Consider the following 22,260-nt stretch of genomic DNA (forward strand, 5'->3'; position numbering starts at 1 on the left):
CTATGAGCCAGCAAGCAACCGAGATGCAGCCGGAACAGGCTTCCAGCGGCATCGATCTTATCCCTCCCCACGAACGAACCAAGCAACCGGCGGAGCTCTTCTTCGTCTGGTGTGCCGCCAACATTGGCATTCTGGGGGTCGTCTACGGCGCCGTGGTGGTCTCCTTTGGTCTCTCCTTCTGGCAATCGCTGCTGGCGGCGGTTGCCGGGGTCGCCTCCTTCGCGCTGGTGGGGATCACCAGCATGGCGGGCAAACGTGGCCGCACCACCACCCTCACCCTCTCCCGCATCTGCTTTGGCAAGCGGGGCAATATCGCCCCCACCGCCTTCTGCTGGATCAACCTGATGGGCTGGGAAGCGGTCAATCTGGTCACCGGCACCCTGACGCTGGCGGCACTGTTTGCCGCCATGGGGATGACGGAGTCCCACTGGCTCACCGCCCTCTCCCTGCTGCTCTTTGGCGGCCTGACCGTGGTGGTCTCGCTGCTGGGGCAAAATACCGTGCTGATGATGCAGAAGTGGATCACCCGCACCTTCGGGGTGATGACCCTGATCGTGGTGCTCTATCTGATGGCCAACGCCAACTGGCAGGTGATCATGGCGCTCCCCTCCGGTGACTGGCTGACCGGCTTCCTGCCCGCCGTGTCGGTCATCGCCGCCGGCACCGGCATCAGCTGGGCCATAGCAGGTGCCGACTACAGCCGCGACCAGAGCGAAAAATCGCGCCCCGGATCCGTCTTCTCATCCGTGGTGGTGGGTGCCTCCCTGCCCCTCATTCTGCTGATGTTCGCCGGCATTCTGCTCACCGCCCAGATCCCCGACCTCGCCTCTACCGAGAACCCCATCGCGGCCATCGGCAAGCTGCTGCCAGCCTGGATGGCGATCCCCTATCTGGCCGCCGCAGTTGCCGGCATCGTCACCATCGCGGTACTGAGCCTCTACTCCGCCAGCCTCAACCTGCTGAGCATGGGGGTCAAGCTGCGCCAGTCCCACGCCGTCATGCTGGATGCCGTGCTGGTCGTCGGCGTCGCACTCTACGTGCTGTTTGTCTCCGGCGACTTCCTTGGCCCCTTTATCGCCTTCCTGATCTTCTGCGGCCTCTTCCTGGCCTCCTGGGCCGCCATCTTCATCCTCGACTATCTGGCGCTGCGCCGTCATCAGGGGTACGACTATCTGGCTCTCTACGGTGATACCGGGGTGCGCAAGGGGCCGCTGCTCTGCTGGCTCGCCGGCTCCATCAGCGGCCTGATGGTCACCAAGACCGGCTTTATCGACGGCCCGCTGGCCATCGGCGTCTTTGCCGACTCCAGCCTCGGCCTGTTTGTCTCGTTTGCCGTCAGTCTGGTGCTCTATGCCCTGCTGCTGCCCCGCATGAGGAGTATCTGAGATGACTCCGCCCGTCCCGACCATGCCGGTCATGGTGATTGGCGCCGCCTTTGGCGACGTGATTCTGGAGATGAACCGCCTTCCCGTCTCGGGTGGCGATGAAGTCGCCCGTGAGAGTGGCCGCCAGATTGGTGGCTGTGCCTTCAACGTGGCCCGCGCCCTCGCCCGGCTCGGCGCTCCGGTGATCAACGGCATTACCGTCGGTCAGGGCAGCTGGGGAACGGCGGTGGAAGCCGCGATGGCGGCGGAGTCGCTGCCAGTCCAGTTGCGCGATCCGGCTCACGATAATGGCTGGTGTCTGGCACTGGTCGAGCCCGATGGCGAGCGCACTTTCATCACCGTGGAAGGGTGCGAGCAGTACTGGGATACCGCGGCGCTGAGTCGTCTGCTACCCGCGGGGACAGGATGGGTCTATGCCTCCGGCTACGAGCTGACCGGCATCCAGGGGGCGCCGCTGCTGGAGTGGTTGCTCCAGCTACCCGAGCGCATCACGCCGTTCATCGATCCGGGTCCCCGTATCGGCGATCTGAGCACTGCCGAAATTACCGCTCTGCTGGCCCGTGGTGCCCTCTTCTCCCTCAACAGAGAAGAAGCAGCCGTGCTGCTGGGGGCCCCCGCCAGCGCAGAAACCGTGGCCAGCTTCTGCCGGCAACACCGTGCTGCTCTTATCGTGCGGGAAGATAAAGAGGGCGCTCTGGTCGGCTCCCCGGATGGTCAATGCCTGCGGGTACATCCCGTTGTGGTGACCCTCTGCGATACCGTCGGGGCGGGCGATGCCCATGGCGGCGGCACCCTGATGGGGCTCGCCAGCGGCCTGCCGTTGGCAGAGGCGGTTCGCCTCGGCAATCTGGTGGCCGCCATCGTGGTCAGTCGTCCCGGCGCCGATGGCGCACCAACCCTTTCTGAACTGGTCAATTACGACTTGCCTGTGATCACCGCTGCGTGATCGCTTTGGCCCGCTCCGACACCGCCGGAGCGGGCATTTTTTCAATGGCAGCAACCACTTCCCCCACACCGTTCACCTCCCCCCTCTGTAACAGACGATTTGCGAAGCTGAACCGGATCTTGATGGCACTGCATTCGGTGTTTTATTGACCAATGGAGAGCTAGTATTATGAGCAGGTTCCCGATCAGTCAGAGAAGCGATCATGCAAATCAACTCAGCCTCCATGCCCATCATGCGCCCCGATTACGGCAAATACCCCTCTTATCCCGAGGCCACACCGGAGCAGATCAATCAGGCTCAAAACAAGGTGCTGGACAAGAAAGACGAGGTTGAAACTCAGCGTGAGGATCAGGCAACCGCCCGCCGCACCATGGCCGTCTCCTACTCGGCTGCGCAGCAGAACAAAGCCGTGGTCGAACGCTATATGGAAGCCAGCGATACAGAGAGCAACGAAAATAGCGGCCCGAGCACCAGTGACGTCTATCAGGCGGCCAACCGCTACCAGCGCCAGCAGAACCTGAGCGACTACCTGCAATTCCAGCAGAGCCCGCTCGGCCAGCAGATGGGCAGCATGGTCGGTGAAGAGAAGCCCAAGGGCTCCCTGCTCGATATCACCGCCTGACAGACCAACATCCGCTAATGAAAAAGCCCTCTTCATGAGGGCTTTTTGCTATCAGTGAGATCCTTCCGCCACTTCGTCGGGCAGCTCGTCAAAGAGAGGATGGTAGAGCACCTCGCCCGCCACGTTGGCAAGACCACCCGGCTGCAGCTCCATCGCCATGAAACACTCTGCCGGCACCTCGTAGATACAGTGCAGGCCAAATTCGCTGGCGGGACGGAAACCGAAGCGGCTGTAGTAGGCCGGATCACCGAGCACTACCACCCCTTTCCAGTCCATCTCGAGCGCCGTATCCAGCCCTTCACGGATGAGATCGGAGCCAATCCCCTGCCCCTGCCAGTCGGGATGCACCGCAACCGGTGCCAGCCCAAGCCAGGGCCCCTCGACACCGTTAATGGTGATCGGGCTTAGCATCAGGTGGCCCATGAACTCGTACTCTTCCTCTTCGACCATGGTCACCACGGCGGCACCACACTCGCGCAGACGGTTGACCAGCTCGGCCTCATCGGTGCGGCCAAAAGCGGCAGTGACCAGCTCATAGACCGGCAGCATGTCACCGGGGCGCTCGGTTCTCAACATCAGGTATTACTCCTCGTACAGCAGAGCGGCCATTATTCCACAAACTGCCCCCGCTCCTGAGCACCTTTGTCCAGAAATGGGAGGGTGCACTCAGGAAAACGATCGGCAAACTGCTTTCGCACGGCTCGCCAGTTGTCCGGTGCGGGCTGGGCCAGCACCCTCTGATAGGCACTCAGCAAGGAGGGGGATTCCCGCGCCAGCCGCGCAAACGTCTGCTCCGGCCCCAGATGCCAGCGGCCATCCAGCTCATCCATCAGCTCCGGCAACTCCACCAGCAGCCTCATCAGTCGATAGCGCAGGGGGAGCTCGCTCTCAGCCGTCAATCTATCCCCATCGGCAAGTAGCCTAGTGATCCAGCCCAGCCGCTCGCACCGCTCTGTCAGCGTCAGCAGAGTAGGCCCCTGACGCAGCAGTGCCGCGAATTGCAGCAGCCACTCCAGCCCCATATCCCCCTCATCCTTTAGCAGCACGCCACCAGCATGGTGGAACAGCTCGGGCTCTGCTGCCTCCAACCGGGAGAGGGGATAGCAGTGCAGCTGATATCCCTCGGCCGCCAGCTGCGGATCAGAAAAGAGCCGTGCCTCGTCAGCATTCATGTCGGCCAGAAAGAGGGAGATAACTGGCAGCTTCGCTTCGCACACAGCTGGATCGCAGAGGATCACCACAACGATCCGCTCATCCTGCTGCCATCTGGCCAGCGCCTGCTGCAACGCTCCGGTCAGGGCAGGACGGCAATCCAGCCGCCAGTAGCGCACCTCGCACGGCTGATGACCATCAATCAGACGCAGCCCCTGCTCAACCATGCCAAGCTTGGCCATCACCCGGCCAGAGGCCAGATTCTGCGGCATATGGCGAGCCGTGATAGCGGGCAGATGCAGCTGGTCAAAGGCGAATGCCTTGACCAGTCTGGCCGCTCGGGTTGCAATGCCGCGCCCCTGCCAGGGGACACCGACCCACCAGGCCAGCTCGCCATTCCAGTGCAGCGAGATGACGCCGACAAGGGTCGCTTCTGCCTCCCCTTGCGGCAAGGTGATGGCCCAGCTCCAGCCAAGGCCAAGCGCCGCTCTGCGCCAGCAAAGGGCCAGCCAGTCGCGGGCCCCCTCCGGTGGATAGGGGTGGGGAATATTGAGGGTGTAGCGGGCGATCGCCTCATCGCTGCAATAGCGCACGATCTCTTGTTCATCTCCGGCGTGCAGCGCTCGCAGCTGCAACGGAGCATCACCCTCGGGTTCCCGCAAGGAGGGCATCTGCAGGCGACGCGCAAGCAGGCGATTGAGCAGAGCGCCCAGATCCGTGTGCGCATCCAGCGTCAGATCGGCGCCAACCGTCCCCAGCGTGAGCAGCCCCTGCTCCCGGGCCAGCGTCAGCAAGGAAGCTGAACCACTGATCAGGATCTGGCGGGTAGGATCGGCATGATGTTGCGGCAACAAGTCGCCATCGAGCCAGGCGGCCAGCAGAGCGCCGGGACAGATCACGCCATCAGGGGTCAGACCTGCCCAGGGGGCACAGTGGTGATCGAGGGTGGCAGCAACCTCCTTGCCCAAGAGCAGCTGCCAGCGATGGCCCTGCTGCTGCCAGCAGCCCACCACCTTGTTCCAGTGGGGCTGCCACAAGCTCCCCTCGATCAACAGCTCCATCAGCCCGCCTGACAGGCCGCTGGCAGACTCATGTGATGAGGATGCGCCTCGATGCGGGCAATCCAGTCACGAATGGCGGGCCACCCCTGCAGGGAGAAGATCCCCTCCTCCGCCACATGGGTGTAGGCGTAGAGGGCGATATCGGCGATGGTCGGCGCCTCGCCGCACAGATAGGAGCTCTTTTTCAGTTGTTGCTCCATCACCGCCAGCGCCTTCTCGCCACCGGCCTTCAGCCCGTCGAGCCGCGCCTCCTGTGACTCGGGCCGCCCCAGATAACGGACGATAAAACGGGCCACCGCAATATAGGGCTCATGGCTGTACTGCTCGAAAAACATCCATTTGAGCACGTCAGCTTGCAGGCGAGGATCGGTCGGCCACAAAGGCGAGCCTTGCGCCAGATAGAAGAGGATGGCATTGGATTCGGCCAGCAGATCGCCGGGAGCAAGCTCCAGCACCGGGATCTTGCCATTGGGGTTCATCGCCAGAAAATCGGGGGTTTGAGTCTCCCCCGCCGCGATATCGACCGCCACCCACTCGAGGGGCAGTTCAAGCCAGCGGGCCAGCAACCACGCCTTGTAGCAGTTGCCGGAGCGCAGATCACCGTGCAGACGCATGCACACTCCTTGTGAAAAACGGGTTTGAGAAACAGATCAGGGAGCCAGACGCTCGATATGCCAGCCATCCCCTTCACGGGTGTAGTAGAAACGGTCGTGCAGACGGTGTTCACCCCCCTGCCAGAATTCGACCGTCTCGATCACCACCCGAAAGCCACCCCAGAAGCTCGGCAGCGGCACTTCGCCGTTGGCAAACTTCTGCTTGAGCTCGAGAAACTTGGCCTCCAGCACGCCGCGCGCCGAGATGCGGGTCGACTGTTTGGAGACCCAGGCGGCGATCTGGCTATCCTTGGGACGACTGTGGAAGTACTTCATCACCTCGAAGGTGCTCATCTTCTCCACCCGACCGGTCACATGCACCTGACGGTCGAGGGTGTGCCAGGGGAAGAGCAGGCTGATGCGGGGATTCCCTTCCAGCTGATGCGCCTTGCGACTGCCCATGTTGGTGTAGAAGACCATCCCTAGAGCATCGTAGTGCTTGAGCAGAACGGTACGCTGCCACGGCTGGCCATCGGCATCAACGGTGGCCACCACCATGGCGGTGGGATCGGTCAGTTTGGCTTCGCAGGCCTGTGCCAGCCACTTCTCGAACAGCTCGAGGGGGTCGGCGGGCAGATCGGCCCGATGCAGCCCGCCACGGGTATACTCCCGGCGCAGATCAGCAACATCCATCATCTTGATTTTCCTTCAAATAAATAATGGTTCCACGACCATCAAGAGAATGATTGCAGGCATTGTGCGCCCGATAAAGCGGCCTTGTAAACCAGGTATCAGGGACAACGTTCACCCTTCCTTGACCACTGGGCGCCTCTGTCGCCCATATTTCCGGCTCATTTCCCATGACGATACAGTTGGCAAGTCGCACTGCCGTAAATTTCCCTGAAATCAGGTATAGCGGCCGGTCAGCGGCCGCTCATTTATATGGAGCCACCGAGCCAGGTACTGCATGACTCGCCGAATATCCACCTTGCACCGCATCCCCCTTCCACCTATCATTGCGCCGTTTGTCTGTTTCAGAATCATCCCGCTACCGGGGTGATTCATCTTTATCTGGCCAAGGTTAATCTCATGCTCAAATCCCCACTGTTGCCCCGTTTCGGGGATCTGGTCGTTGCCATTGTTGATGACGTGCTGGGCCAGGGTCTCACCCTGGATCGCGCCTATGCCCGTCACTTCTCCGGCATCGAACTCAAACCGCAAGAACAGGCAAGGATTGCCCTGGTCACCGGCGACCTGCTGCGTCGCCTGAGCCTCTACTGTGCCCTGACCGGTATTCAGGTGCGTCAGGCCGAGAAGAACGTCTGGCCGCTGCTGCACAGCTGGCACGCTTTCCACAAGATCCCCCAGCCCAACCACCCGACCCTGGATCGCTTCAACGAAGAGGCGTTCCGCCGCCGCCTGACCGAGGCGAAGAAGAATCCGGTATTGATGGATGGTTGCCCGAGCTGGCTGGAGAAACTGGGTAGCGAGCAGTTGGGTGAGGCTTGGCCGGCGGAGCGTGCCGCCCTGGCCTGGATGCCCAAACGCTACCTGCGGGTCAACACCCTCAAGTGTACCCGCGAGGAGTTGCAGGCCATGCTGGCCAAAGAGCAGGTCACCACCATTCCGGTTGAAGGTGTGGAGACAGCCCTGCAGGTCACCTCCGACGCAGCCCTGTTCCGCACCAAGGCCTTTGCCGATGGCTGCTTCGAGCAACAGGATGCCGGCTCCCAGCATATCGCAGCCGCACTCGACGTCGCGCCAGGCATGCGGGTGATCGACGCCTGCGCCGGTGCCGGTGGCAAGACCCTGCATCTGGCCGCCATGATGAAAGGCAAAGGCCGCCTGCTGGCAATGGATGTGGAAGAGTGGAAACTGGAAAACCTCAAGCAGCGCGCCCGCCGCGCCGGCGCCCATAACGTGGAGACCCGGGTGATCACCAGCAGCAAGACCGTCAAGCGCCTCAAAGAGAGCGCAGATCGCCTGCTGCTGGACGTCCCCTGCTCCGGTCTTGGCGTGCTCAAGCGCAACCCGGATGCCAAGTGGCGCGATACCGCCGAGCGTCTGCCGGTGCTGGTCGCTCTGCAGGAAGAGATCCTGCAGCGCTACAGCCAGATGGTGAAAGTGGGCGGCATGCTGGTTTACGCTACCTGCTCCATCCTGCCCGAGGAGAACCGCCAGCAGGTGGACAAGTTCCTCGCCGCCAACGAAAACTTCCGCCTGCTTGGTGATCACACAGTGAGTCCGGCGGCCACCGGTTTCGACGGTTTCTATCTGGCGCGCATCGAGCGGATCGCCTGATCCAGCGTGACCTGCTCCTTGCGCCCTTATCGCGTACGGCAGGTGCGATGAAAAAAGAGCGGCAGCCCGAGGGCTGCCGCTCTTTTTTATTGATAAGGATCGCCGCGTCAGGACTCCAGCGCAGCAATCGCCTCTATCTCGATCTTCACATCCTTGGGCAGGCGGGCCACCTCCACGCAGGAGCGCGCCGGATACATGGCATCGTGCTCGGTGAAAAAGTCGTTGTAGACCCGGTTGACCGCAGCAAAGTCGTTCAGATCGGAGACAAACACCGTGGTCTTGAAGATATTGCGCACCTCACCGCCTGCCGCCTCGACAATCGCCTTGACGTTTTGCAGGGAGCGCAGGGTTTGCGCTTCGATACCCTCCGCAATGTCACCGCTCACCGGGTCCAGCGGGATCTGACCGGAGGTGTAGAGGATGTTGCCAATCCGGGTGGCCTGCACATAGGGGCCGATGGCGCCCGGCGCCGCTTTGGTAGTGATAACCTGTCGCATCTGTTACTTCCTCGTGCTGACAAACAAAAAGTAGGCCCGGAGCAAGCCTGCTCACCCCGGGCATGAGAGTTACATCATGTTGGTGAAGGTTCTGGAGATGACGTCCTGCTGCTGCTCGCGGGTCAGGGCGTTGAAGCGCACTGCATAGCCGGAGACCCGGATGGTCAGGCTGGGGTACTTGTCCGGATTCTCGATGGCATCCAGCAGCATCTCGCGGTTCATCACGTTGACGTTGAGGTGCTGACCCCCTTCTACATCCCGCTCGTGATGGAAGTAGCCATCCATCAACCCCACCAGATTGTTCTCGCGATTGGCCGGCTCCTTGCCCAGCGCCCCCGGCACGATGGAGAAGGTGTAGGAGATCCCGTCCTTGGCATATTTGAACGGCAGCTTGGCTACCGAGGCGAGCGAAGCGACCGCCCCCTTGCGATCCCGACCGTGCATCGGGTTGGCCCCCGGCGCAAACGGCGCACCGGCACGGCGGCCATCCGGGGTGTTGCCGGTCTTCTGGCCATACACCACATTGGAGGTGATGGTCAGGATCGACTGGGTCGGTACCGCATTGCGGTAGGTCGGCAGCGCCTGGATCTTCTTCATAAAGCGCTCGACCAAATTACAGGCGATGGAGTCGGCCCGCTCGTCATTGTTGCCGTACTGGGGATACTCCCCCTCAATCACGAAATCGACTGCCAACCCGTCAGCATCGCGCACCGGCTTGACCCTGGCGTACTTGATGGCCGCCAGCGAATCGACCGCCACCGACAGACCGGCGATACCGCAGGCCATGGTGCGATAGACATCCCGGTCGTGCAGCGCCATCAGGGAAGCCTCGTAGCTGTACTTGTCGTGCATGTAGTGAATAAGGTTGAGTGCGCTGATGTACTGCACCGCCAGCCAGTCCATAAAGCTGTCGAGGCTGGTCATGACGGTCTCGTAATCCAGCACTTCGTCCATGATGGGCGCAACTTTCGGGCCGACCTGGATCTTCAGCTTCTCGTCCACCCCGCCGTTGATGCAATAGAGCAGGGTCTTGGCCAGATTGGCACGGGCCCCGAAGAACTGCATCTGCTTGCCGATCACCATAGGGCTCACACAGCAGGCGATGGCGTAATCATCGCTCTCGAAGTCTGTGCGCATCAGATCATCGTTCTCATACTGCAGGGATGAGGTATCGATGGAGACGCGGGCCGCATAGGTCTTGAAGGCACGTGGCAACCCTTCCGCCCAGAGGATGGTGAGGTTGGGCTCGGGCGCCGGCCCCATGGTCTTGAGGGTATGGAGGTAACGGAAGGAGTTCTTGGTCACCAGAGTGCGACCATCCAGCCCCATGCCGCCTATTACCTCGGTCGCCCAGATGGGATCGCCGGAGAAGAGGGAGTCAAACTCGGGGGTGCGCAGGAAGCGCACCATGCGGATCTTCATGATGAAGTGATCGACCAGCTCCTGGGCATCCTGCTCGCTGATGAGCCCCGCCTTCAGATCCCGTTCGATATAGATGTCGAGGAAGGTGGCGGTGCGACCGAGGGACATGGCACCACCGTTTTGCGACTTCACCGCCGCCAGATAGGCAAAGTAGAGCCACTGGACCGCCTGCTGCGCCGTGCGGGCTGGACCGGAAATATCGCAGCCGTAGCTCGCCGCCATCTGTTTGATCTGCACCAGAGCCCGTTTGTGCTCGGCCAGCTCCTCGCGCTGGCGGATCACCTGCTCCAGCTGTTCTCCCCGCTCGAGAGCCGGTTGCAGATCGGCAAACTGCAGCTCCCGCTCACGGATTAGATAATCTATGCCATAGAGCGCTACCCGACGATAATCCCCGATAATGCGACCACGGCCGTAACCATCCGGCAAACCGGTCAAAATCCCTGATTTTCGGCAGCGCAACATCTCGGGAGAGTAGACGTCGAACACCCCCTGATTATGGGTTTTGCGCAATTCGCTGAAGGTATATTCAAATTCGGGATCCATCTCCCGGCCATACGCTTCAAACGAGCTGCGGATCATATTTACGCCACCAAACGGGTGCAGCGCTCTTTTAAGGGGCTTGTCGGTCTGCAGGCCAACGATTTTTTCCAGCCCCTGCTCGATATAACCCGGCCCGTGGGCGGTGATGGTCGTGGCAATATTGGTATCAAAATCGACCGGCGCGTGGGTGGCATTCTCGATGCGGATCCCCTCCATCACCTTGTTCCACAAGGTGGTGGTCGCTTCGGTGGCATCTGCCAGAAACTGTTCGTCACCTTCATAGGGGGTGTAGTTCTGCTGGATAAAATCACGAACGTTGATCTCGTGCTTCCAGTTTTCACCGGCAAACCCTTGCCATGCCTGACGGAATTTATCCTGATCCAATTGCATATCAACTTTCATCAAATAAACCTCATTCACTACTCATGACACTACAGTGGAAGATGTCAGACGCACTCGGCCTGACGAACCTGCTGCCCCAGACGAATGGCATCCAGAGCGATCATTTTCTCTTCATTGGTGGGAATAACTGCCGCCAGCACCATGGACTCTGCCGCCGAAATCACCCGGCAGCCCTCGCTATTGGAACGCTGGTTAAACGGCTCGCTGATCGCTACGCCAAATACCTGAAGTCGTTCGCATACCAGTTTTCTGATAAAGGCCGAGTTCTCGCCGATCCCGCCAGTGAAAATAACTGCATCCAGCCGGCGCAATGAGGTGGCATGGCCGCCGATATGGCGGGCAATACGATGGACAAAGGCGTGAATGGCCAATTTCGCCCCGGGATGTCCTTCGTGATAGGCAGCTTCCAATACCCGCATATCCGAGGAGAGCCCCGAAATACCCAGCAGGCCGGACTGCTTGTTCAATATCCGCTCGATATCCTCGATGGATTGGCCCGTCTTGCTGGCGATATAGGCCAGCGCGCCAAAATCGATATCGCCGCTGCGGCTGCCCATGATCAGCCCCTCCAGCGGCGTCATCCCCATCGAGGTATCGACGCTCTTGCCATCCTGTACCGCACAAATAGAGGCGCCATTGCCCAGATGGGCGATGACCAGACCGGCATGCTGCTCATCCAGCCCCATAAATACGCAGGCCTGCTCGGCAACATAGCGATGGGAGGTGCCATGGAAGCCATAGCGGCGCACGCCGTAATCCTGCAGATATTGGTATGGCAGCCCATAGATATAGGCTTCCGGCTTCAGGGTCTGGTGAAAGCCGGTATCAAATACCGCAATCTGGGGCTGGTTGGGGAATAGCTGGCGGGCGGCCATCACGCCGCTCAGATTGGCGTGGTTGTGCAGCGGGGCCAGTGGCGAGACCTGCCTGATTTTGGCCAGCACCCGCTCGTCAATGATGGCAGCTTCACTGAACTCATTGCCGCCATGGGCAATGCGATGGCCCACCAGGGTGATGGCATCGAGCAAACCGCGCAGTTTCAGCTCTTCTGCAATCGCCGCCAGTGCACAGCTATGGTTGTTTTCCGGCAAGGGGGTGGCCGGGTTTTTATCAATTTTCAGCTGGGGATGTTCGGTCTCGATACCATCGGCCATGCCGGAGCTCACCACCTCGCAGGTTTTACTATCCAGTACCGAGAATTTGACCGACGAAGAGCCGCAATTGATAACCAGAACCAACGAATCAAACTTCATTACATCGCCTCGATATTTATGATGTCGAGTCACTGCAGTCAGAACATATTTACCACTGTGTGTGGTGGCCAAATAACGGATAGCCTTGCTCTGGGCCCAAATAATTGGGCCAACCAAGAACCGGTTATTGCGCGCTTCTGACTGCGCCATGCAGACCCCGCCAAGGGGTCAGGGTCTGAATGGCTGATGACTTGCAGAAAAGGTTTTCAGAACAGCTTGGAAACAATATTCAGGATGGTCAGCACACCAATGATGGTGACAAACACGTTACTGGCCTGGCCTTTATATTTGGCCAGCGCAGGTGTTTTGTTGACGGCATACATCGGCAGCAGACAGAGCAGGGAAGCGATGATTGGCGCCCCCATTGCCTCAATCAGGTCGAGGATGTTGGGGTTCACATAAGCGACCAGCCAGGTCGATCCCATGATGAACAACATACTGACCATGTTGAGTTTTTTACTGGAAACCTTGCTCTTGTCGCCCTGGTAGCCAAAGCGGAGGATAAGGCCGTTCAACCCTTCCAGCGTCCCCAGATAGTGGCCGAAGAAGGATTTGAAGATGGCAACCAGCGCAATGATGGAAGCCGCATACTCCAGGGTGGTGGCAAATGCAGACTTGCTGCCAGCCAGCGAGGAGAAGTGGTTGGCCAGATAGGAGAGCACCGGAATATTCTGGGCCTTGGCTTCCGCCATATTTTGCGGCGACAGGGTAAACAGGCAGCTGAAGGCAAAGAACATCACCACGGCCACCATCAGCATGCTGGCACCGGAGATAATCTTCGAGCAGCGCTTCTCGGTAAAATCACGACCGAACTCCTGCTCATACTCTTCCCGTTTGGAGACGATGAAAGAGGAGACAATCGGCGAGAAGTTGAAGGAGAAGACCATGATGGAGATCCCCAGCCAGACGGTAACCAGAATACCGTCGTGACCAAACATGGATATTTCACTCAGGTTGACCTGCTCAAAGACGGCACTGTTCCAGTACGGGACGAGGGAGAGAGAGATAACCACCAGGCTGGCGATGAAAGGAAATACCAGATAGCTCATCACGCGAACCATCAGATCCTTACCGAAATAGATCACGAAGGCCATCAACAGCAGCAGCCCAAGGGCGACAACACCCCGATTGAGCGGCGCCATTTGCAGTTGATGCTCCCAGAATGCCATGAAGGTATTGGTGATCGTCACACCATATATCCAAAGCAGTGGGCAGATGGCAAAGAAATAAAGGAAGGTAATTACCACCCCGCCCATTTTGCCGAAATGCTCTTCAACGGTCTCGGTAATATTTGCCGATGGATTACTGCCGGAAAGACATAATCTGGCCAACGCCCTGTGGCAATAAAATGCAATGGGGTAAGCCAGCACCAGCATGATTAATATTGGTATCAGGCCACCATATCCGGCCCGAATGGGGAAAAATAGAACACCTGCACCGATCGCTGTACCAAATAGACCGAGTCCCCAGGTTGTATCCGACTTACGCCATGCTTTGACACTCTCTTTACTGCTGCTAACGACACTATCCAAGATCATGACTGTATTCCTTACAGGCTAAATTGACGGATATTGTTCTGTTCGATAATTTCGGCGATCCGGGTCAGGTCAATATTGCCACCCGAAATAATGCTGACGGTCTTTTTGCCTTCGACATAATGTTTGAGTTTGCCACTCAGCAGCGCTGCCGAGGCCAGAGCTCCCGCCCCTTCGGTAATCACCTTGTTGCGTTGAATCAGGTCAACCATGCTATGACGAATATCATCTTCAGTGACCAGAACGATGTCATCGACCAGCTCTTTGACAATTTCATAGGTCAGGGTGCCGGGTCTTGCCACGTCACAGCCATCAGCCAGCGTGCTGCTGGTTCTGTGATTGGTAATGGTGCCTGCGTAGTATGAAGCCGCCATGCCGTGGACATTCTCTGACTGCACGCCAATAATACGGATAGTCGGGTTGATGGATTTGATGGCCATGGCAACACCGGCAATCAGACCACCGCCACCAATCGGCACTATGATGTTGTCCACATCATAGAGATCCTCGATGATTTCCAGGCCAATGGTGCCCTGACCGGCAATCACTTTTGCATCGTCGAAGGGGGGGATAAATACGCGGCCTTCCATTTCCACGATTTCGCTGACTTTGGCAATGGTGTCATTGAAACTATTGCCATGCAGAATAACTTCCGCCGAATAATCGCTGGTTGCAGCAATTTTTGACTTGGGTGCACAGCAAGGCATGACCACCTTGGCATCAATTCCCAGCATGGCACTGGACAAAGATACCCCCTGCGCGTGATTACCGGCAGAGCAGGCGACAACACCTTTTTGACGATCCTCCAGACTTAATGAACTGAGTTTGTTGAAGGCACCGCGAATTTTAAAAGAGCCTGTACGTTGCATGTTTTCAAGCTTGAGGAAAACCTCGCCATGGCAACGTTCGCTGATGTAGTTAGAGGGTAATTGCGCGGTCTTGTATATATGGTTGGTCAGTCTTTTTTTGGCTTCGGTAATATCATGAAGACCAATGGGCAGATTGCTATACATCTTCATCGCAAATCTCTTTTTATTTATTAATTTGTAGGGTTTTATTTCACTGGGCGAAGCGATACTAGGTTCTATCACTTGCAATTAATGTGAGCATAAACACAAAAAAATCTACAAAGAGACTGTGTTACGGTGAAATTATCAAAAAATGTGATGGCAGCAACACTTGAATCCAAATGGATTAAAAAAAGTAATCAAAGATTGGCGAACAATATAATTAACAACTCCAATACAAAGCCGCAAAGATTAGATTTCTCAGGGCAATTGCGTTGCTTTTTGCAACCGGCAATCAGTTGCTTGCCTGCCAGAACCGGGACAATAAAAAAGGGAGCCTATATGGCTCCCTCTCGACAACACCGGACCGATTACTCGGCTGCAGCATCATCTTTCTTGTACTTGGCAGCAGTCTCTTTGATCAGAGCCTGCAGCTCGCCGGCCTGGAACATCTCGATCATGATGTCGCAGCCACCAATCAGCTCGCCCTCAACCCACAGTTGCGGGAAGGTCGGCCAGTTGGCAAATTTCGGCAATTCAGCGCGGATATCCGGGTTTTGCAGGATATCAACATATGCAAACGGCTCACCGCAGGACATCAGCGCCTGGGAGGCCTGGGCAGAGAAGCCACAGCTGGGTAGCTTGGGAGAGCCCTTCATGTAGATGATGATGGGATTGTCAGCCAGCTGCTGCTTGATCTTTTCGATAGTTTCCATAGATGCCTCACTAGAGCAATGATGGCGGCCATTCTACTGCAATCTGGCCCGATCACAACCGGACAAAGGGCAAGAACGGCACGAATCGCTGCCAGAATAGACAGATGATTGATCCTGATCATGGCGCCAATCAAGGGTTGTTAGCCCATCTTTGATACTGCTACAATCCCTTGGCTTTGGACTTTCCTGTCCCACAATTTTAAAAACAACTCTTTTCACATTGGAAAAGAGTACGCAATGTCTTGCAACCGTCGCGCTCGCACGGTCCAGCCAATGGAGAGTAGAAAATGGCATTCGAACTTCCCGCTCTGCCCTATGCAATCAATGCTCTGGAACCGCACATCTCCCAAGAGACCCTGGAATACCACCACGGCAAGCACCACAACACCTACGTGGTCAATCTGAACAATCTGGTGCCGGGTACCGAGTTTGAAGGCAAATCTCTGGAAGAGATCATCAAGACCTCCACTGGTGGCGTCTTCAACAACGCAGCCCAGATCTGGAACCACACTTTCTACTGGCACTGCCTCTCCCCGAACGGCGGTGGCGAGCCGACTGGCGCACTGGCTGATGCCATCAACAAAGCATTCGGCTCCTTCGCCGAGTTCAAAGATGCCTTTACCAAGTCTGCCATCGGCAACTTCGGTTCAAGCTGGACCTGGCTGGTGAAGAAGGCTGACGGCTCTCTGGCTATCGTCAACACCTCCAATGCTGGCTGCCCGCTGACTGAAGCCGGTACCACCCCGCTGCTGACTGTTGACCTGTGGGAGCACGCCTACTACATCGACTTCCGCAACCTGCGTCCGAAGTACATGGAAACCTTCTGGGCTCTGGTTAACTGGGAATTCGTGGCCAAGAACCTGGCTGCCTGATAACGGCTCCTCTTCTTGCCAAAACGCCTCGCACCTGCGAGGCGTTTTTTATATCTGTGCGGTCGTTCCGCAGAGATGAAAAAGGCGCCATAAGGCGCCTTTTCTCTGTCATGAGACAACCAATCTACTGGTCATCTATCTCGTCCATATACTGGTCGAGATTGGCATCATCAGACTGCTCCTGCTTCGTCTCCTTGAGCTCGGCTTTCTTGCCCGTCACCTTGCTCTGGTTGTACTGCAGGTAGAAATCTTTGGTCAATGCATAAGGATCGAGCGAGTTGTCGATGATCCGTTCCTGATCGATCAGCTTGGAGCGGGAGCCCAGGCCATCGAGCGCCCAGTGCACCACTCGCAGTGGCAAGGTCAGCAAGGCATAGGGGAAGTAGATGGTATCGACCGTATCACCTACCAGCTTGCGGGTCGTGGTCGGGCCATAGACCGGCACCATCAGGTAGGCACCCTCGCCAATATCCGCCTTGCCCAGTACGGTATCCATCTCCAGCTTGTCGCGCTCAAGACCGGCATGTTTGGCAACGTCGAAGATGCCCAGCAGACCGACCGTGGTGTTGAGGGTAAAGCGGCCCAGATTGACCCCCGCCCCCTTCAAATCACCGGTGATAAGGTGGTTGACCATGCTGCTCGGTTCGTTGAAGTTCTCCACCAGATTTTCGATGCCATCCTTCATCCCCTGCGGTACGTAACGGGCATAGCCGTGTACCACGGGCCGGGCGACATAGGGCTCCAGCACATCGTAGTTAACTGCCCACATGGCCCGGTTTGGCCCCTGGAAGGGGTCACGAGGATCTGCTGCCGTACTGGTAGCTCCCGGATGATTCATTCCAGGATTGAGATCAAGGCTCTCTGGCCCCTGTTTGGGTGGGCCACCGGCGCAGCCAGCCAGCAACAGGGCTGACAGCAAGGCCCCTGCACGAAGATACATATGGAAGTCCCGACGTTTTATTTTGATTTATCAGAAGTATAGATAACCCGGCCGCCCTCCGGTGGCCGGGTTATCAAAGGACATATTAGAGGGCGTGATCGATACGGATGTCAATCGGAGCGCTTGGAATATCTGCACTCTTGATCGGTGCAGATACCCCCTCAAAGGCACCCTCCCTGTTCATGACGTTGCCGCCACGGGAGAGCCGAGCCTTGAATTGCAGCTCCGGGTAGGAGGCCAGCTTGCTCCCTGCCATCATGGCATCGCCATCACCCAGCGAGAGCGTCACAGGCAGAGTGGGCCCTGCAATACGCTTGACGGCAATCGGCATGGGCGGCCCGTTGGGCACCACTGCAAACACGAAGAGATAGGCATCTTCCGGCATCTGAATGCCCGCCGCCAGCGAGATATGGAGCGGGAACTCCCCCTGCTTCACCTCAAGCTGAGTTTGCTGGTTATCCCGAGCATCCACTGCGCCAGAAGGCGTCACCGCCATACCACGTTGCTGGAGCTGCGTCCTGGCATAATCCATGGAGCGCTCAACCATCACATAGCGGGGAGAGCCCTTCTCCATCAGCGGCAGCATCGCCTGCCAGCGAGCAAGGGCGGTCTGGAAGTCCTCTTTTTGCAGCGCCATGAACGCGTAGACAGAGCGCGCCTCGATGTTGCCCGGCTCCTGAGCGATGGCAGCCTGCAACAAGGCATCGGCTTGTGCCTCATCCCCCGTCATCATCAGCGCCTGGGCGTACGGAACAGCTACCAGCGATTTTTGCGGGGCCAGCTTGTAAGCTCGCTCCAGCGCGTCGCTGGCCATCTCGGGATCGTTGCCATCCAGCGCCAAGCGCCCCAACAGCAGCCAGCCACGGTAGTCGTTCGGTTCATCCTTGAGGCGGGTACGCAACCCCAATGTGAAGTCGAGCAGATCCTGTTCGGTCACCTTGGCATCGCGCTCCACCAGAATACGGTTGCTCAGCTCGCCAAGACGGCTGTTGGCATCCTGCCAGCGGCTCACCTCTTGCCAGCTGCCCAGCTTGAAGTAGAGGCCCAGACTCACCACCACCAGCACCACCACACCAGGGATCCAGATCAGACTCTTGCCGCTGCGGGCGGTCTGCTCCACATCGGGAATGTCATCGAGCAGGCTGCGCTGCAACTCGATAAGTGAATCGGGCTCCTCGGCCAGCACCCCCTGTTCGCGCTCCTCGCCGATCTCCAGCAGACGCTGGCGATAGAGCTGCTTGTTGAGGGCCGAACGGCTGATGCTCTGCTTGCCTTCACCACGCCACAACGGTACGACCAGCGCCAGACTCACCAATACCAGCAGGGCCGCAATCACAATCCAAAAAGCGGTCATTGTTTCTCTTCCTCTTTGAGCAGTTCGGCCAGTCGGCGCTGCTCCTCTTCGCTCAGGGAGCTATCCACGGGCCGGGCTGCAGCCACAGGTCGCCGGCTGCGCATCACCACCACACCTAGGCCGATGACGATGACCAGCAGAGGGCCAAGCCAGAGGATCAGGGTGGATGCCATCAACGGCGGGTTATAGAGAATAAAGTTGCCGTAGCGGGCCACCATGTAATCCACTATCTCATCCTTGTCTTTGCCCTGACGCACCATCTGGTAGGTCTTGTCGCGCAGATCCTTGGCCAACCCCGCATTGGAGTCGGCGATATCCTGGTTCTGACACTTGGGGCAACGCAGCTCCCTGGTCAGCTCTCGAAAGACCTGCTCCTGATTGTCATTGTCGAAGGTATAAACATCGATGGCGGCCATGGCCGGCGCTTGAACCACCCATCCCAGCAACAGCAGCAGGGAAGCAATTAACACTCTCATCAGCAACCCCCTCACTTCATGGCATCAAAGATGGGTTTGAGGGTCGATGCCCAGTTTTCGGGATTGATATCCCCGACGTGGCGATAACGGATGATCCCCTTGCTGTCGATAAAGAAGGTCTCCGGCGCGCCGTATACCCCCAGATCCAGCCCCAGCATGCCGTCCGGATCATAGAGGTTGAGCTGGTAGGGATTGCCCAGCTCCACCAGCCACTTGATCGCCTTGTTGCGCTCATCCTTGTAGTTCATCCCAACGATGTAGATCCCCTGCCCCGCCAGCTCCTTGAGATAGGTGTGCTCGCCATAGCAGGTCGGGCACCAGGTCGCCCAGACGTTGAGCAGCATGGGACGACCGGTCAGGATGCTGCGATCATGCTGTTTGCCCAGATCGTAAATGTCCTGCAGGGTGAAGACAGGCACCTCTTTACCCACCATCACGGATTCGAGTTTGGTGGGGTCAGAGTAAAGTCCCTTGAACAGAAAGACGGCGCCCAGCAGAAAGACGACAAAGGGAATTAAAAACAGCCAGGTCTTGCGATTCATGCCTTGCTCTCCTCCTCACGACGGCCAAAACGGTAGCGCTTGTCCAGCATCGCCAGCACGCCGCCAATAGCCATGAACACGCCGCCAAACCAGATCCAGCGTACGAAAGGCTTGTAGTAAATCCTCACCGCCCAGGCACCGTTGTCGAGCTGTTCGCCAAGGGCTGCGTAAAGGTCACGGGTAATACCGGCATCGATGGCCGCCTCGGTCATCGGCATCCGGGTCACCTTGTACATCCGCTTCTCCGGCTTGAGCAGGGCAACCTGCTTGCCATCCTTATGCACTTCCAGCACGCCTTTGAAACCGTCGTAGTTGGGGCCGTTCTTCTCCTTGATGCCGGTGAAGACAAACTCGTAATCGGCAAAATGGATCCGATCCCCCGCCTGCATCCGCAAATCTTTCTCGATGCTGTAGTTCTGGGTACAGGCGATGCCGATGATGCTGACCGCAAGTCCGACATGGCCGAGGATCATGGCCCAGTGGCTGTTGCCAAGCTTGCGAACCCCGATGGCAAAGCTGTGCTTGTGGGTAGCGCGCGCCCAGGTCTCCTGCGCACTGGTGACGATGATCCAGGCGCCAAGACCGATCCCCAATGCCGCCCACGGCTTGAATGTCTCGGCAAGGATCAGCGGCAGCAGGAAGGCCGCCGCCAGACTCAGGAGCAGCGCAATCACGACCTTGCTCTTGAGCTCGCCCAGATCCTGGCGGCGCCAGCGAAACAGCGGGCCAATCCCCAGCAGCAGGGCGAACGGAATGATGAGCCAGCTGTAGATGTGGTTGAAGAAGGGAGTACCGATGGAGATGCTGCCCAGACCCAGCTCCTTGTGAACCAGCGGCAGCAGGGTGCCAAGCAGCACGGTCAACAGACCCGCCACCAGCATGATGTTGTTAGCCAGCAGCAGGGTTTCACGGCTCCACAGCTCATGCTTACCGTGGCTCTTCACCTGCGAGCCCTTGAAGGCAAACAGCAGCAAGGATGAGCCGATTACCGCCAGCAGGAAGCCCAGAATGAACAAACCGCGGGTCGGGTCGGAGGCAAACGCGTGCACCGAGACCAGCACGCCGGAACGCACCAGGAAGGTGCCGAGCAGGCTCAGGGAGAAAGCGGAGAGCGCCAGCAGCACGGTCCAGGCCTTGAAGGTGGCGCGCTTTTCACTCACCGCCAGCGAGTGCAGCAGGGCGGTACCCGCCAGCCAGGGCATAAAGGAGGCGTTTTCTACCGGATCCCAGAACCACCAGCCACCCCAACCGAGCTCGTAATAGGCCCACCAGGAGCCCAGCACGATCCCCAGCGTCAGAAATACCCAGGCTGCCATGGTCCATGGACGGGACCAGCGTGCCCAGGTCGCATCGAGGCGACCGGTCATCAGGGACGCGATGGCAAAGGCAAAGGCGACCGAGAAGCCCACATACCCCATGTAGAGCATCGGCGGGTGGAAGATGAGACCCGGATCCTGCAACAACGGGTTGAGGTCGCGACCATCAACCGGGAAGTAGGGCAAGGTGCGGATAAAGGGGTCGGAGGTAAACAGCACGAAGGCGGTAAAACCGACCGAGATGAGGCCCAGTACGCCGAGTACCCGCGCTACCGCATCAAGCGGCAGACGGCGGCTGAACATGGCGACGGCCGCAGTCCAGCCCCCCAGGGTCAGCACCCACAGCAGCAGAGAGCCCTCATGGGCACCCCATACTGCAGAGATACGATAAGCGAGTGGCAGCAGGCTGTTGGAGTTGGTGGCCACATACTGCACGGTGAAGTCGTTGTCGATAAATGCCCAGGTCAGGCAGAGGAACGACAGCAACAATAGCAGGAACTGGGCATAAGCGAGCGGACGGGCCGCCGACATCATGCCAAGGCGCCCCCAGCTGGCGCCAAGCAGCGGGTAACTGCCCAGCAATATGGCAGTGGCAAAGGCCAGGATCAGTGCAAACTGTCCTAATTCCGGGATCATTGCTTGCTCCCCTTCAACTGCGCCTCGGTATATTGCGGCTTGAAGTGCATGCCGTTGGTGGCATCAGCCACTTCAGGCGGCATGTATTTTTCATCGTGTTTGGCCAGCACTTCGAAGGCCTCGACTGTAGTGGCATCTTTCAGGGTGCCTTGTGCCACTATGCCCTGCCCTTCGCGGAACAGATCCGGCAGGATGCCGTCATACTCCACCGTCACCAGATGACCGCCATTATCCACCAGCTTGAAGGCTACCTTGAGGCTCTGGGGATCGCGTTGAACCGAGCCGGGCACAACCAGCCCACCAATGCGCAGACGCTGCCCCTCTTCCGGCTTGATCTTGTCCGGCCCTTTCCCTTCCACCAGTTCACTCGGCGTGTAGAAGAGATCGATATTCTGACTCAGGGCATAGAGCACCAGCCCACACACGGTCGCGAGCCCCAGCGTGATGGCCAGGATAATGGTGAGGCGTTTTTTACGTCTCGGATTCATAGGGTGTTCTCCATCTGCTGGGCCGCCTTGCGACGAGCCTCGCGTGCCTGCTTGCTGCGCAATTCGCCCAGCAGGCTGCGGGTTTTCATACGGGTGGAAATGACGATACCGATAAGGCAGACCAGAGTCAGGCCAAAGGAGAGCCAGACATAGAAGGCGTAACCGCCCATCGCCAGGAAGTCACTGAAAGAGGCAAAGTGCATG

The 22,260-nt window shown here is 58.4% G+C and carries 22 protein-coding genes; 5 read left to right on the forward strand and 17 right to left on the reverse strand.

The window, feature by feature from the left end:
• Positions 1 to 2: 2 nt before the first annotated feature.
• The 3 genes from LG31_RS0110475 to LG31_RS0110485 all read left to right on the forward strand — a co-directional run bounded on the left by LG31_RS0110475 (position 3) and on the right by LG31_RS0110485 (position 2,953).
• A complete protein-coding gene (locus tag LG31_RS0110475) occupies positions 3 to 1,385 on the forward strand; it encodes a purine-cytosine permease family protein (protein WP_033114418.1) in 1,383 nt (460 codons plus the stop codon).
• A 1-nt stretch (position 1,386) separates the two neighbouring features.
• The gene (locus LG31_RS0110480; protein ID WP_033114419.1) at positions 1,387 to 2,331 is read left to right on the forward strand and encodes a PfkB family carbohydrate kinase; all 945 of its coding nucleotides are present in this window, start codon (positions 1,387 to 1,389) and stop codon (positions 2,329 to 2,331) included.
• A gap of 202 nt (positions 2,332 to 2,533) precedes the next feature.
• On the forward strand, positions 2,534 to 2,953 hold the full coding sequence (locus LG31_RS0110485; RefSeq protein WP_033114420.1) for a hypothetical protein: 420 nt from the start codon (positions 2,534 to 2,536) through the stop codon (positions 2,951 to 2,953).
• Between the two features lie 51 nt (positions 2,954 to 3,004).
• On the opposite strand, the gene LG31_RS0110490 is transcribed toward LG31_RS0110485, so the two are convergent.
• From LG31_RS0110490 to pdxH, 4 genes are read right to left on the reverse strand one after another with little or no spacing between them, the layout of a single operon-like run.
• Positions 3,005 to 3,529: a GNAT family N-acetyltransferase gene (locus LG31_RS0110490; RefSeq protein WP_033114421.1), complete on the reverse strand. Its 525-nt coding sequence runs from the start codon at positions 3,527 to 3,529 to the stop codon at positions 3,005 to 3,007.
• A 32-nt stretch (positions 3,530 to 3,561) separates the two neighbouring features.
• A complete protein-coding gene (locus LG31_RS0110495; protein ID WP_033114422.1) occupies positions 3,562 to 5,166 on the reverse strand; it encodes a GNAT family N-acetyltransferase in 1,605 nt (534 codons plus the stop codon).
• Entirely contained in the window at positions 5,166 to 5,780 is a 615-nt protein-coding gene (locus tag LG31_RS0110500; RefSeq protein ID WP_033114423.1) for a glutathione S-transferase family protein, read from the reverse strand. The genes LG31_RS0110495 and LG31_RS0110500 overlap by 1 nt, the downstream gene beginning before the upstream one ends.
• Positions 5,781 to 5,816: 36 nt before the next feature.
• Positions 5,817 to 6,455, reverse strand: a complete 639-nt coding sequence (gene pdxH / locus LG31_RS0110505) for a pyridoxamine 5'-phosphate oxidase (protein WP_033114424.1) — start codon at positions 6,453 to 6,455, stop codon at positions 5,817 to 5,819.
• A gap of 393 nt (positions 6,456 to 6,848) precedes the next feature.
• Here pdxH and LG31_RS0110510 point away from each other — a divergent pair, with 393 nt between their 5' ends.
• Positions 6,849 to 8,060, forward strand: coding sequence for an RsmB/NOP family class I SAM-dependent RNA methyltransferase (locus LG31_RS0110510; protein ID WP_033114425.1), 1,212 nt, complete (start codon positions 6,849 to 6,851; stop codon positions 8,058 to 8,060).
• A 107-nt stretch (positions 8,061 to 8,167) separates the two neighbouring features.
• Here the strand turns inward: LG31_RS0110510 and LG31_RS0110515 are convergent, their stop codons facing one another.
• From LG31_RS0110515 to LG31_RS0110540, 6 genes are all read right to left on the reverse strand, one after another.
• Complete coding sequence (locus LG31_RS0110515; protein ID WP_033114426.1) at positions 8,168 to 8,557, reverse strand: RidA family protein; 390 nt, start codon at positions 8,555 to 8,557, stop codon at positions 8,168 to 8,170.
• A 69-nt stretch (positions 8,558 to 8,626) separates the two neighbouring features.
• Positions 8,627 to 10,921, reverse strand: a complete 2,295-nt coding sequence (gene pflB, locus LG31_RS0110520) for a formate C-acetyltransferase (RefSeq protein ID WP_033114427.1) — start codon at positions 10,919 to 10,921, stop codon at positions 8,627 to 8,629.
• Between the two features lie 44 nt (positions 10,922 to 10,965).
• Entirely contained in the window at positions 10,966 to 12,174 is a 1,209-nt protein-coding gene (tdcD, locus tag LG31_RS0110525; protein ID WP_033114428.1) for a propionate kinase, read from the reverse strand.
• A 206-nt stretch (positions 12,175 to 12,380) separates the two neighbouring features.
• Positions 12,381 to 13,712, reverse strand: a complete 1,332-nt coding sequence (gene tdcC, locus LG31_RS0110530; protein WP_033114429.1) for a threonine/serine transporter TdcC — start codon at positions 13,710 to 13,712, stop codon at positions 12,381 to 12,383.
• An 11-nt stretch (positions 13,713 to 13,723) separates the two neighbouring features.
• On the reverse strand, positions 13,724 to 14,728 hold the full coding sequence (tdcB, locus tag LG31_RS0110535; RefSeq protein ID WP_033114430.1) for a bifunctional threonine ammonia-lyase/L-serine ammonia-lyase TdcB: 1,005 nt from the start codon (positions 14,726 to 14,728) through the stop codon (positions 13,724 to 13,726).
• Between the two features lie 359 nt (positions 14,729 to 15,087).
• On the reverse strand, positions 15,088 to 15,432 hold the full coding sequence (locus LG31_RS0110540; RefSeq protein ID WP_005353650.1) for a Grx4 family monothiol glutaredoxin: 345 nt from the start codon (positions 15,430 to 15,432) through the stop codon (positions 15,088 to 15,090).
• Positions 15,433 to 15,719: 287 nt separating this feature from the next.
• On the opposite strand from LG31_RS0110540, the gene sodB reads away from it, so the two are divergent.
• On the forward strand, positions 15,720 to 16,304 hold the full coding sequence (sodB, locus tag LG31_RS0110545) for a superoxide dismutase [Fe] (RefSeq protein WP_005331469.1): 585 nt from the start codon (positions 15,720 to 15,722) through the stop codon (positions 16,302 to 16,304).
• Positions 16,305 to 16,428: 124 nt separating this feature from the next.
• Here the strand turns inward: sodB and LG31_RS0110550 are convergent, their stop codons facing one another.
• From LG31_RS0110550 to ccmD, 7 genes are all read right to left on the reverse strand, one after another.
• Complete coding sequence (locus tag LG31_RS0110550) at positions 16,429 to 17,244, reverse strand: MlaA family lipoprotein (protein ID WP_033114431.1); 816 nt, start codon at positions 17,242 to 17,244, stop codon at positions 16,429 to 16,431.
• 85 nt (positions 17,245 to 17,329) lie between these two features.
• A complete protein-coding gene (gene ccmI / locus LG31_RS0110555) occupies positions 17,330 to 18,598 on the reverse strand; it encodes a c-type cytochrome biogenesis protein CcmI (RefSeq protein WP_033114432.1) in 1,269 nt (422 codons plus the stop codon).
• Complete coding sequence (locus LG31_RS0110560) at positions 18,595 to 19,074, reverse strand: cytochrome c-type biogenesis protein (protein WP_033114475.1); 480 nt, start codon at positions 19,072 to 19,074, stop codon at positions 18,595 to 18,597. The genes ccmI and LG31_RS0110560 overlap by 4 nt, the downstream gene beginning before the upstream one ends.
• Positions 19,075 to 19,085: 11 nt before the next feature.
• Positions 19,086 to 19,616: a DsbE family thiol:disulfide interchange protein gene (locus LG31_RS0110565; protein WP_033114433.1), complete on the reverse strand. Its 531-nt coding sequence runs from the start codon at positions 19,614 to 19,616 to the stop codon at positions 19,086 to 19,088.
• The gene (locus tag LG31_RS0110570; RefSeq protein ID WP_033114434.1) at positions 19,613 to 21,568 is read right to left on the reverse strand and encodes a heme lyase CcmF/NrfE family subunit; all 1,956 of its coding nucleotides are present in this window, start codon (positions 21,566 to 21,568) and stop codon (positions 19,613 to 19,615) included. Before LG31_RS0110570 ends, LG31_RS0110565 begins: the two co-directional genes overlap by 4 nt.
• Positions 21,565 to 22,056, reverse strand: a complete 492-nt coding sequence (gene ccmE / locus LG31_RS0110575; protein WP_033114435.1) for a cytochrome c maturation protein CcmE — start codon at positions 22,054 to 22,056, stop codon at positions 21,565 to 21,567. Before ccmE ends, LG31_RS0110570 begins: the two co-directional genes overlap by 4 nt.
• Complete coding sequence (gene ccmD, locus LG31_RS0110580; RefSeq protein ID WP_033114436.1) at positions 22,053 to 22,259, reverse strand: heme exporter protein CcmD; 207 nt, start codon at positions 22,257 to 22,259, stop codon at positions 22,053 to 22,055. The genes ccmE and ccmD overlap by 4 nt, the downstream gene beginning before the upstream one ends.
• Between the last annotated feature and the right edge of the window lies 1 nt (position 22,260).

This window comes from Aeromonas lacus (genome assembly GCF_000764665.1).
Lineage (GTDB): Bacteria > Pseudomonadota > Gammaproteobacteria > Enterobacterales > Aeromonadaceae > Aeromonas > Aeromonas lacus.

Coding starts and splice junctions, on each gene's coding strand:
- LG31_RS0110475 (WP_033114418.1), top strand. CDS start 3: ATGAGCCAGCAAGCAACCGAGATGCAGCCGGAACAGGCTTCCAGCGGC.
- LG31_RS0110480 (WP_033114419.1), top strand. CDS start 1,387: ATGACTCCGCCCGTCCCGACCATGCCGGTCATGGTGATTGGCGCCGCC.
- LG31_RS0110485 (WP_033114420.1), top strand. CDS start 2,534: ATGCAAATCAACTCAGCCTCCATGCCCATCATGCGCCCCGATTACGGC.
- LG31_RS0110490 (WP_033114421.1), bottom strand. CDS start 3,529: ATGTTGAGAACCGAGCGCCCCGGTGACATGCTGCCGGTCTATGAGCTG.
- LG31_RS0110495 (WP_033114422.1), bottom strand. CDS start 5,166: ATGGAGCTGTTGATCGAGGGGAGCTTGTGGCAGCCCCACTGGAACAAG.
- LG31_RS0110500 (WP_033114423.1), bottom strand. CDS start 5,780: ATGCGTCTGCACGGTGATCTGCGCTCCGGCAACTGCTACAAGGCGTGG.
- pdxH (WP_033114424.1), bottom strand. CDS start 6,455: ATGATGGATGTTGCTGATCTGCGCCGGGAGTATACCCGTGGCGGGCTG.
- LG31_RS0110510 (WP_033114425.1), top strand. CDS start 6,849: ATGCTCAAATCCCCACTGTTGCCCCGTTTCGGGGATCTGGTCGTTGCC.
- LG31_RS0110515 (WP_033114426.1), bottom strand. CDS start 8,557: ATGCGACAGGTTATCACTACCAAAGCGGCGCCGGGCGCCATCGGCCCC.
- pflB (WP_033114427.1), bottom strand. CDS start 10,921: ATGAAAGTTGATATGCAATTGGATCAGGATAAATTCCGTCAGGCATGG.
- tdcD (WP_033114428.1), bottom strand. CDS start 12,174: ATGAAGTTTGATTCGTTGGTTCTGGTTATCAATTGCGGCTCTTCGTCG.
- tdcC (WP_033114429.1), bottom strand. CDS start 13,712: ATGATCTTGGATAGTGTCGTTAGCAGCAGTAAAGAGAGTGTCAAAGCA.
- tdcB (WP_033114430.1), bottom strand. CDS start 14,728: ATGAAGATGTATAGCAATCTGCCCATTGGTCTTCATGATATTACCGAA.
- LG31_RS0110540 (WP_005353650.1), bottom strand. CDS start 15,432: ATGGAAACTATCGAAAAGATCAAGCAGCAGCTGGCTGACAATCCCATC.
- sodB (WP_005331469.1), top strand. CDS start 15,720: ATGGCATTCGAACTTCCCGCTCTGCCCTATGCAATCAATGCTCTGGAA.
- LG31_RS0110550 (WP_033114431.1), bottom strand. CDS start 17,244: ATGTATCTTCGTGCAGGGGCCTTGCTGTCAGCCCTGTTGCTGGCTGGC.
- ccmI (WP_033114432.1), bottom strand. CDS start 18,598: ATGACCGCTTTTTGGATTGTGATTGCGGCCCTGCTGGTATTGGTGAGT.
- LG31_RS0110560 (WP_033114475.1), bottom strand. CDS start 19,074: ATGAGAGTGTTAATTGCTTCCCTGCTGCTGTTGCTGGGATGGGTGGTT.
- LG31_RS0110565 (WP_033114433.1), bottom strand. CDS start 19,616: ATGAATCGCAAGACCTGGCTGTTTTTAATTCCCTTTGTCGTCTTTCTG.
- LG31_RS0110570 (WP_033114434.1), bottom strand. CDS start 21,568: ATGATCCCGGAATTAGGACAGTTTGCACTGATCCTGGCCTTTGCCACT.
- ccmE (WP_033114435.1), bottom strand. CDS start 22,056: ATGAATCCGAGACGTAAAAAACGCCTCACCATTATCCTGGCCATCACG.
- ccmD (WP_033114436.1), bottom strand. CDS start 22,259: ATGCACTTTGCCTCTTTCAGTGACTTCCTGGCGATGGGCGGTTACGCC.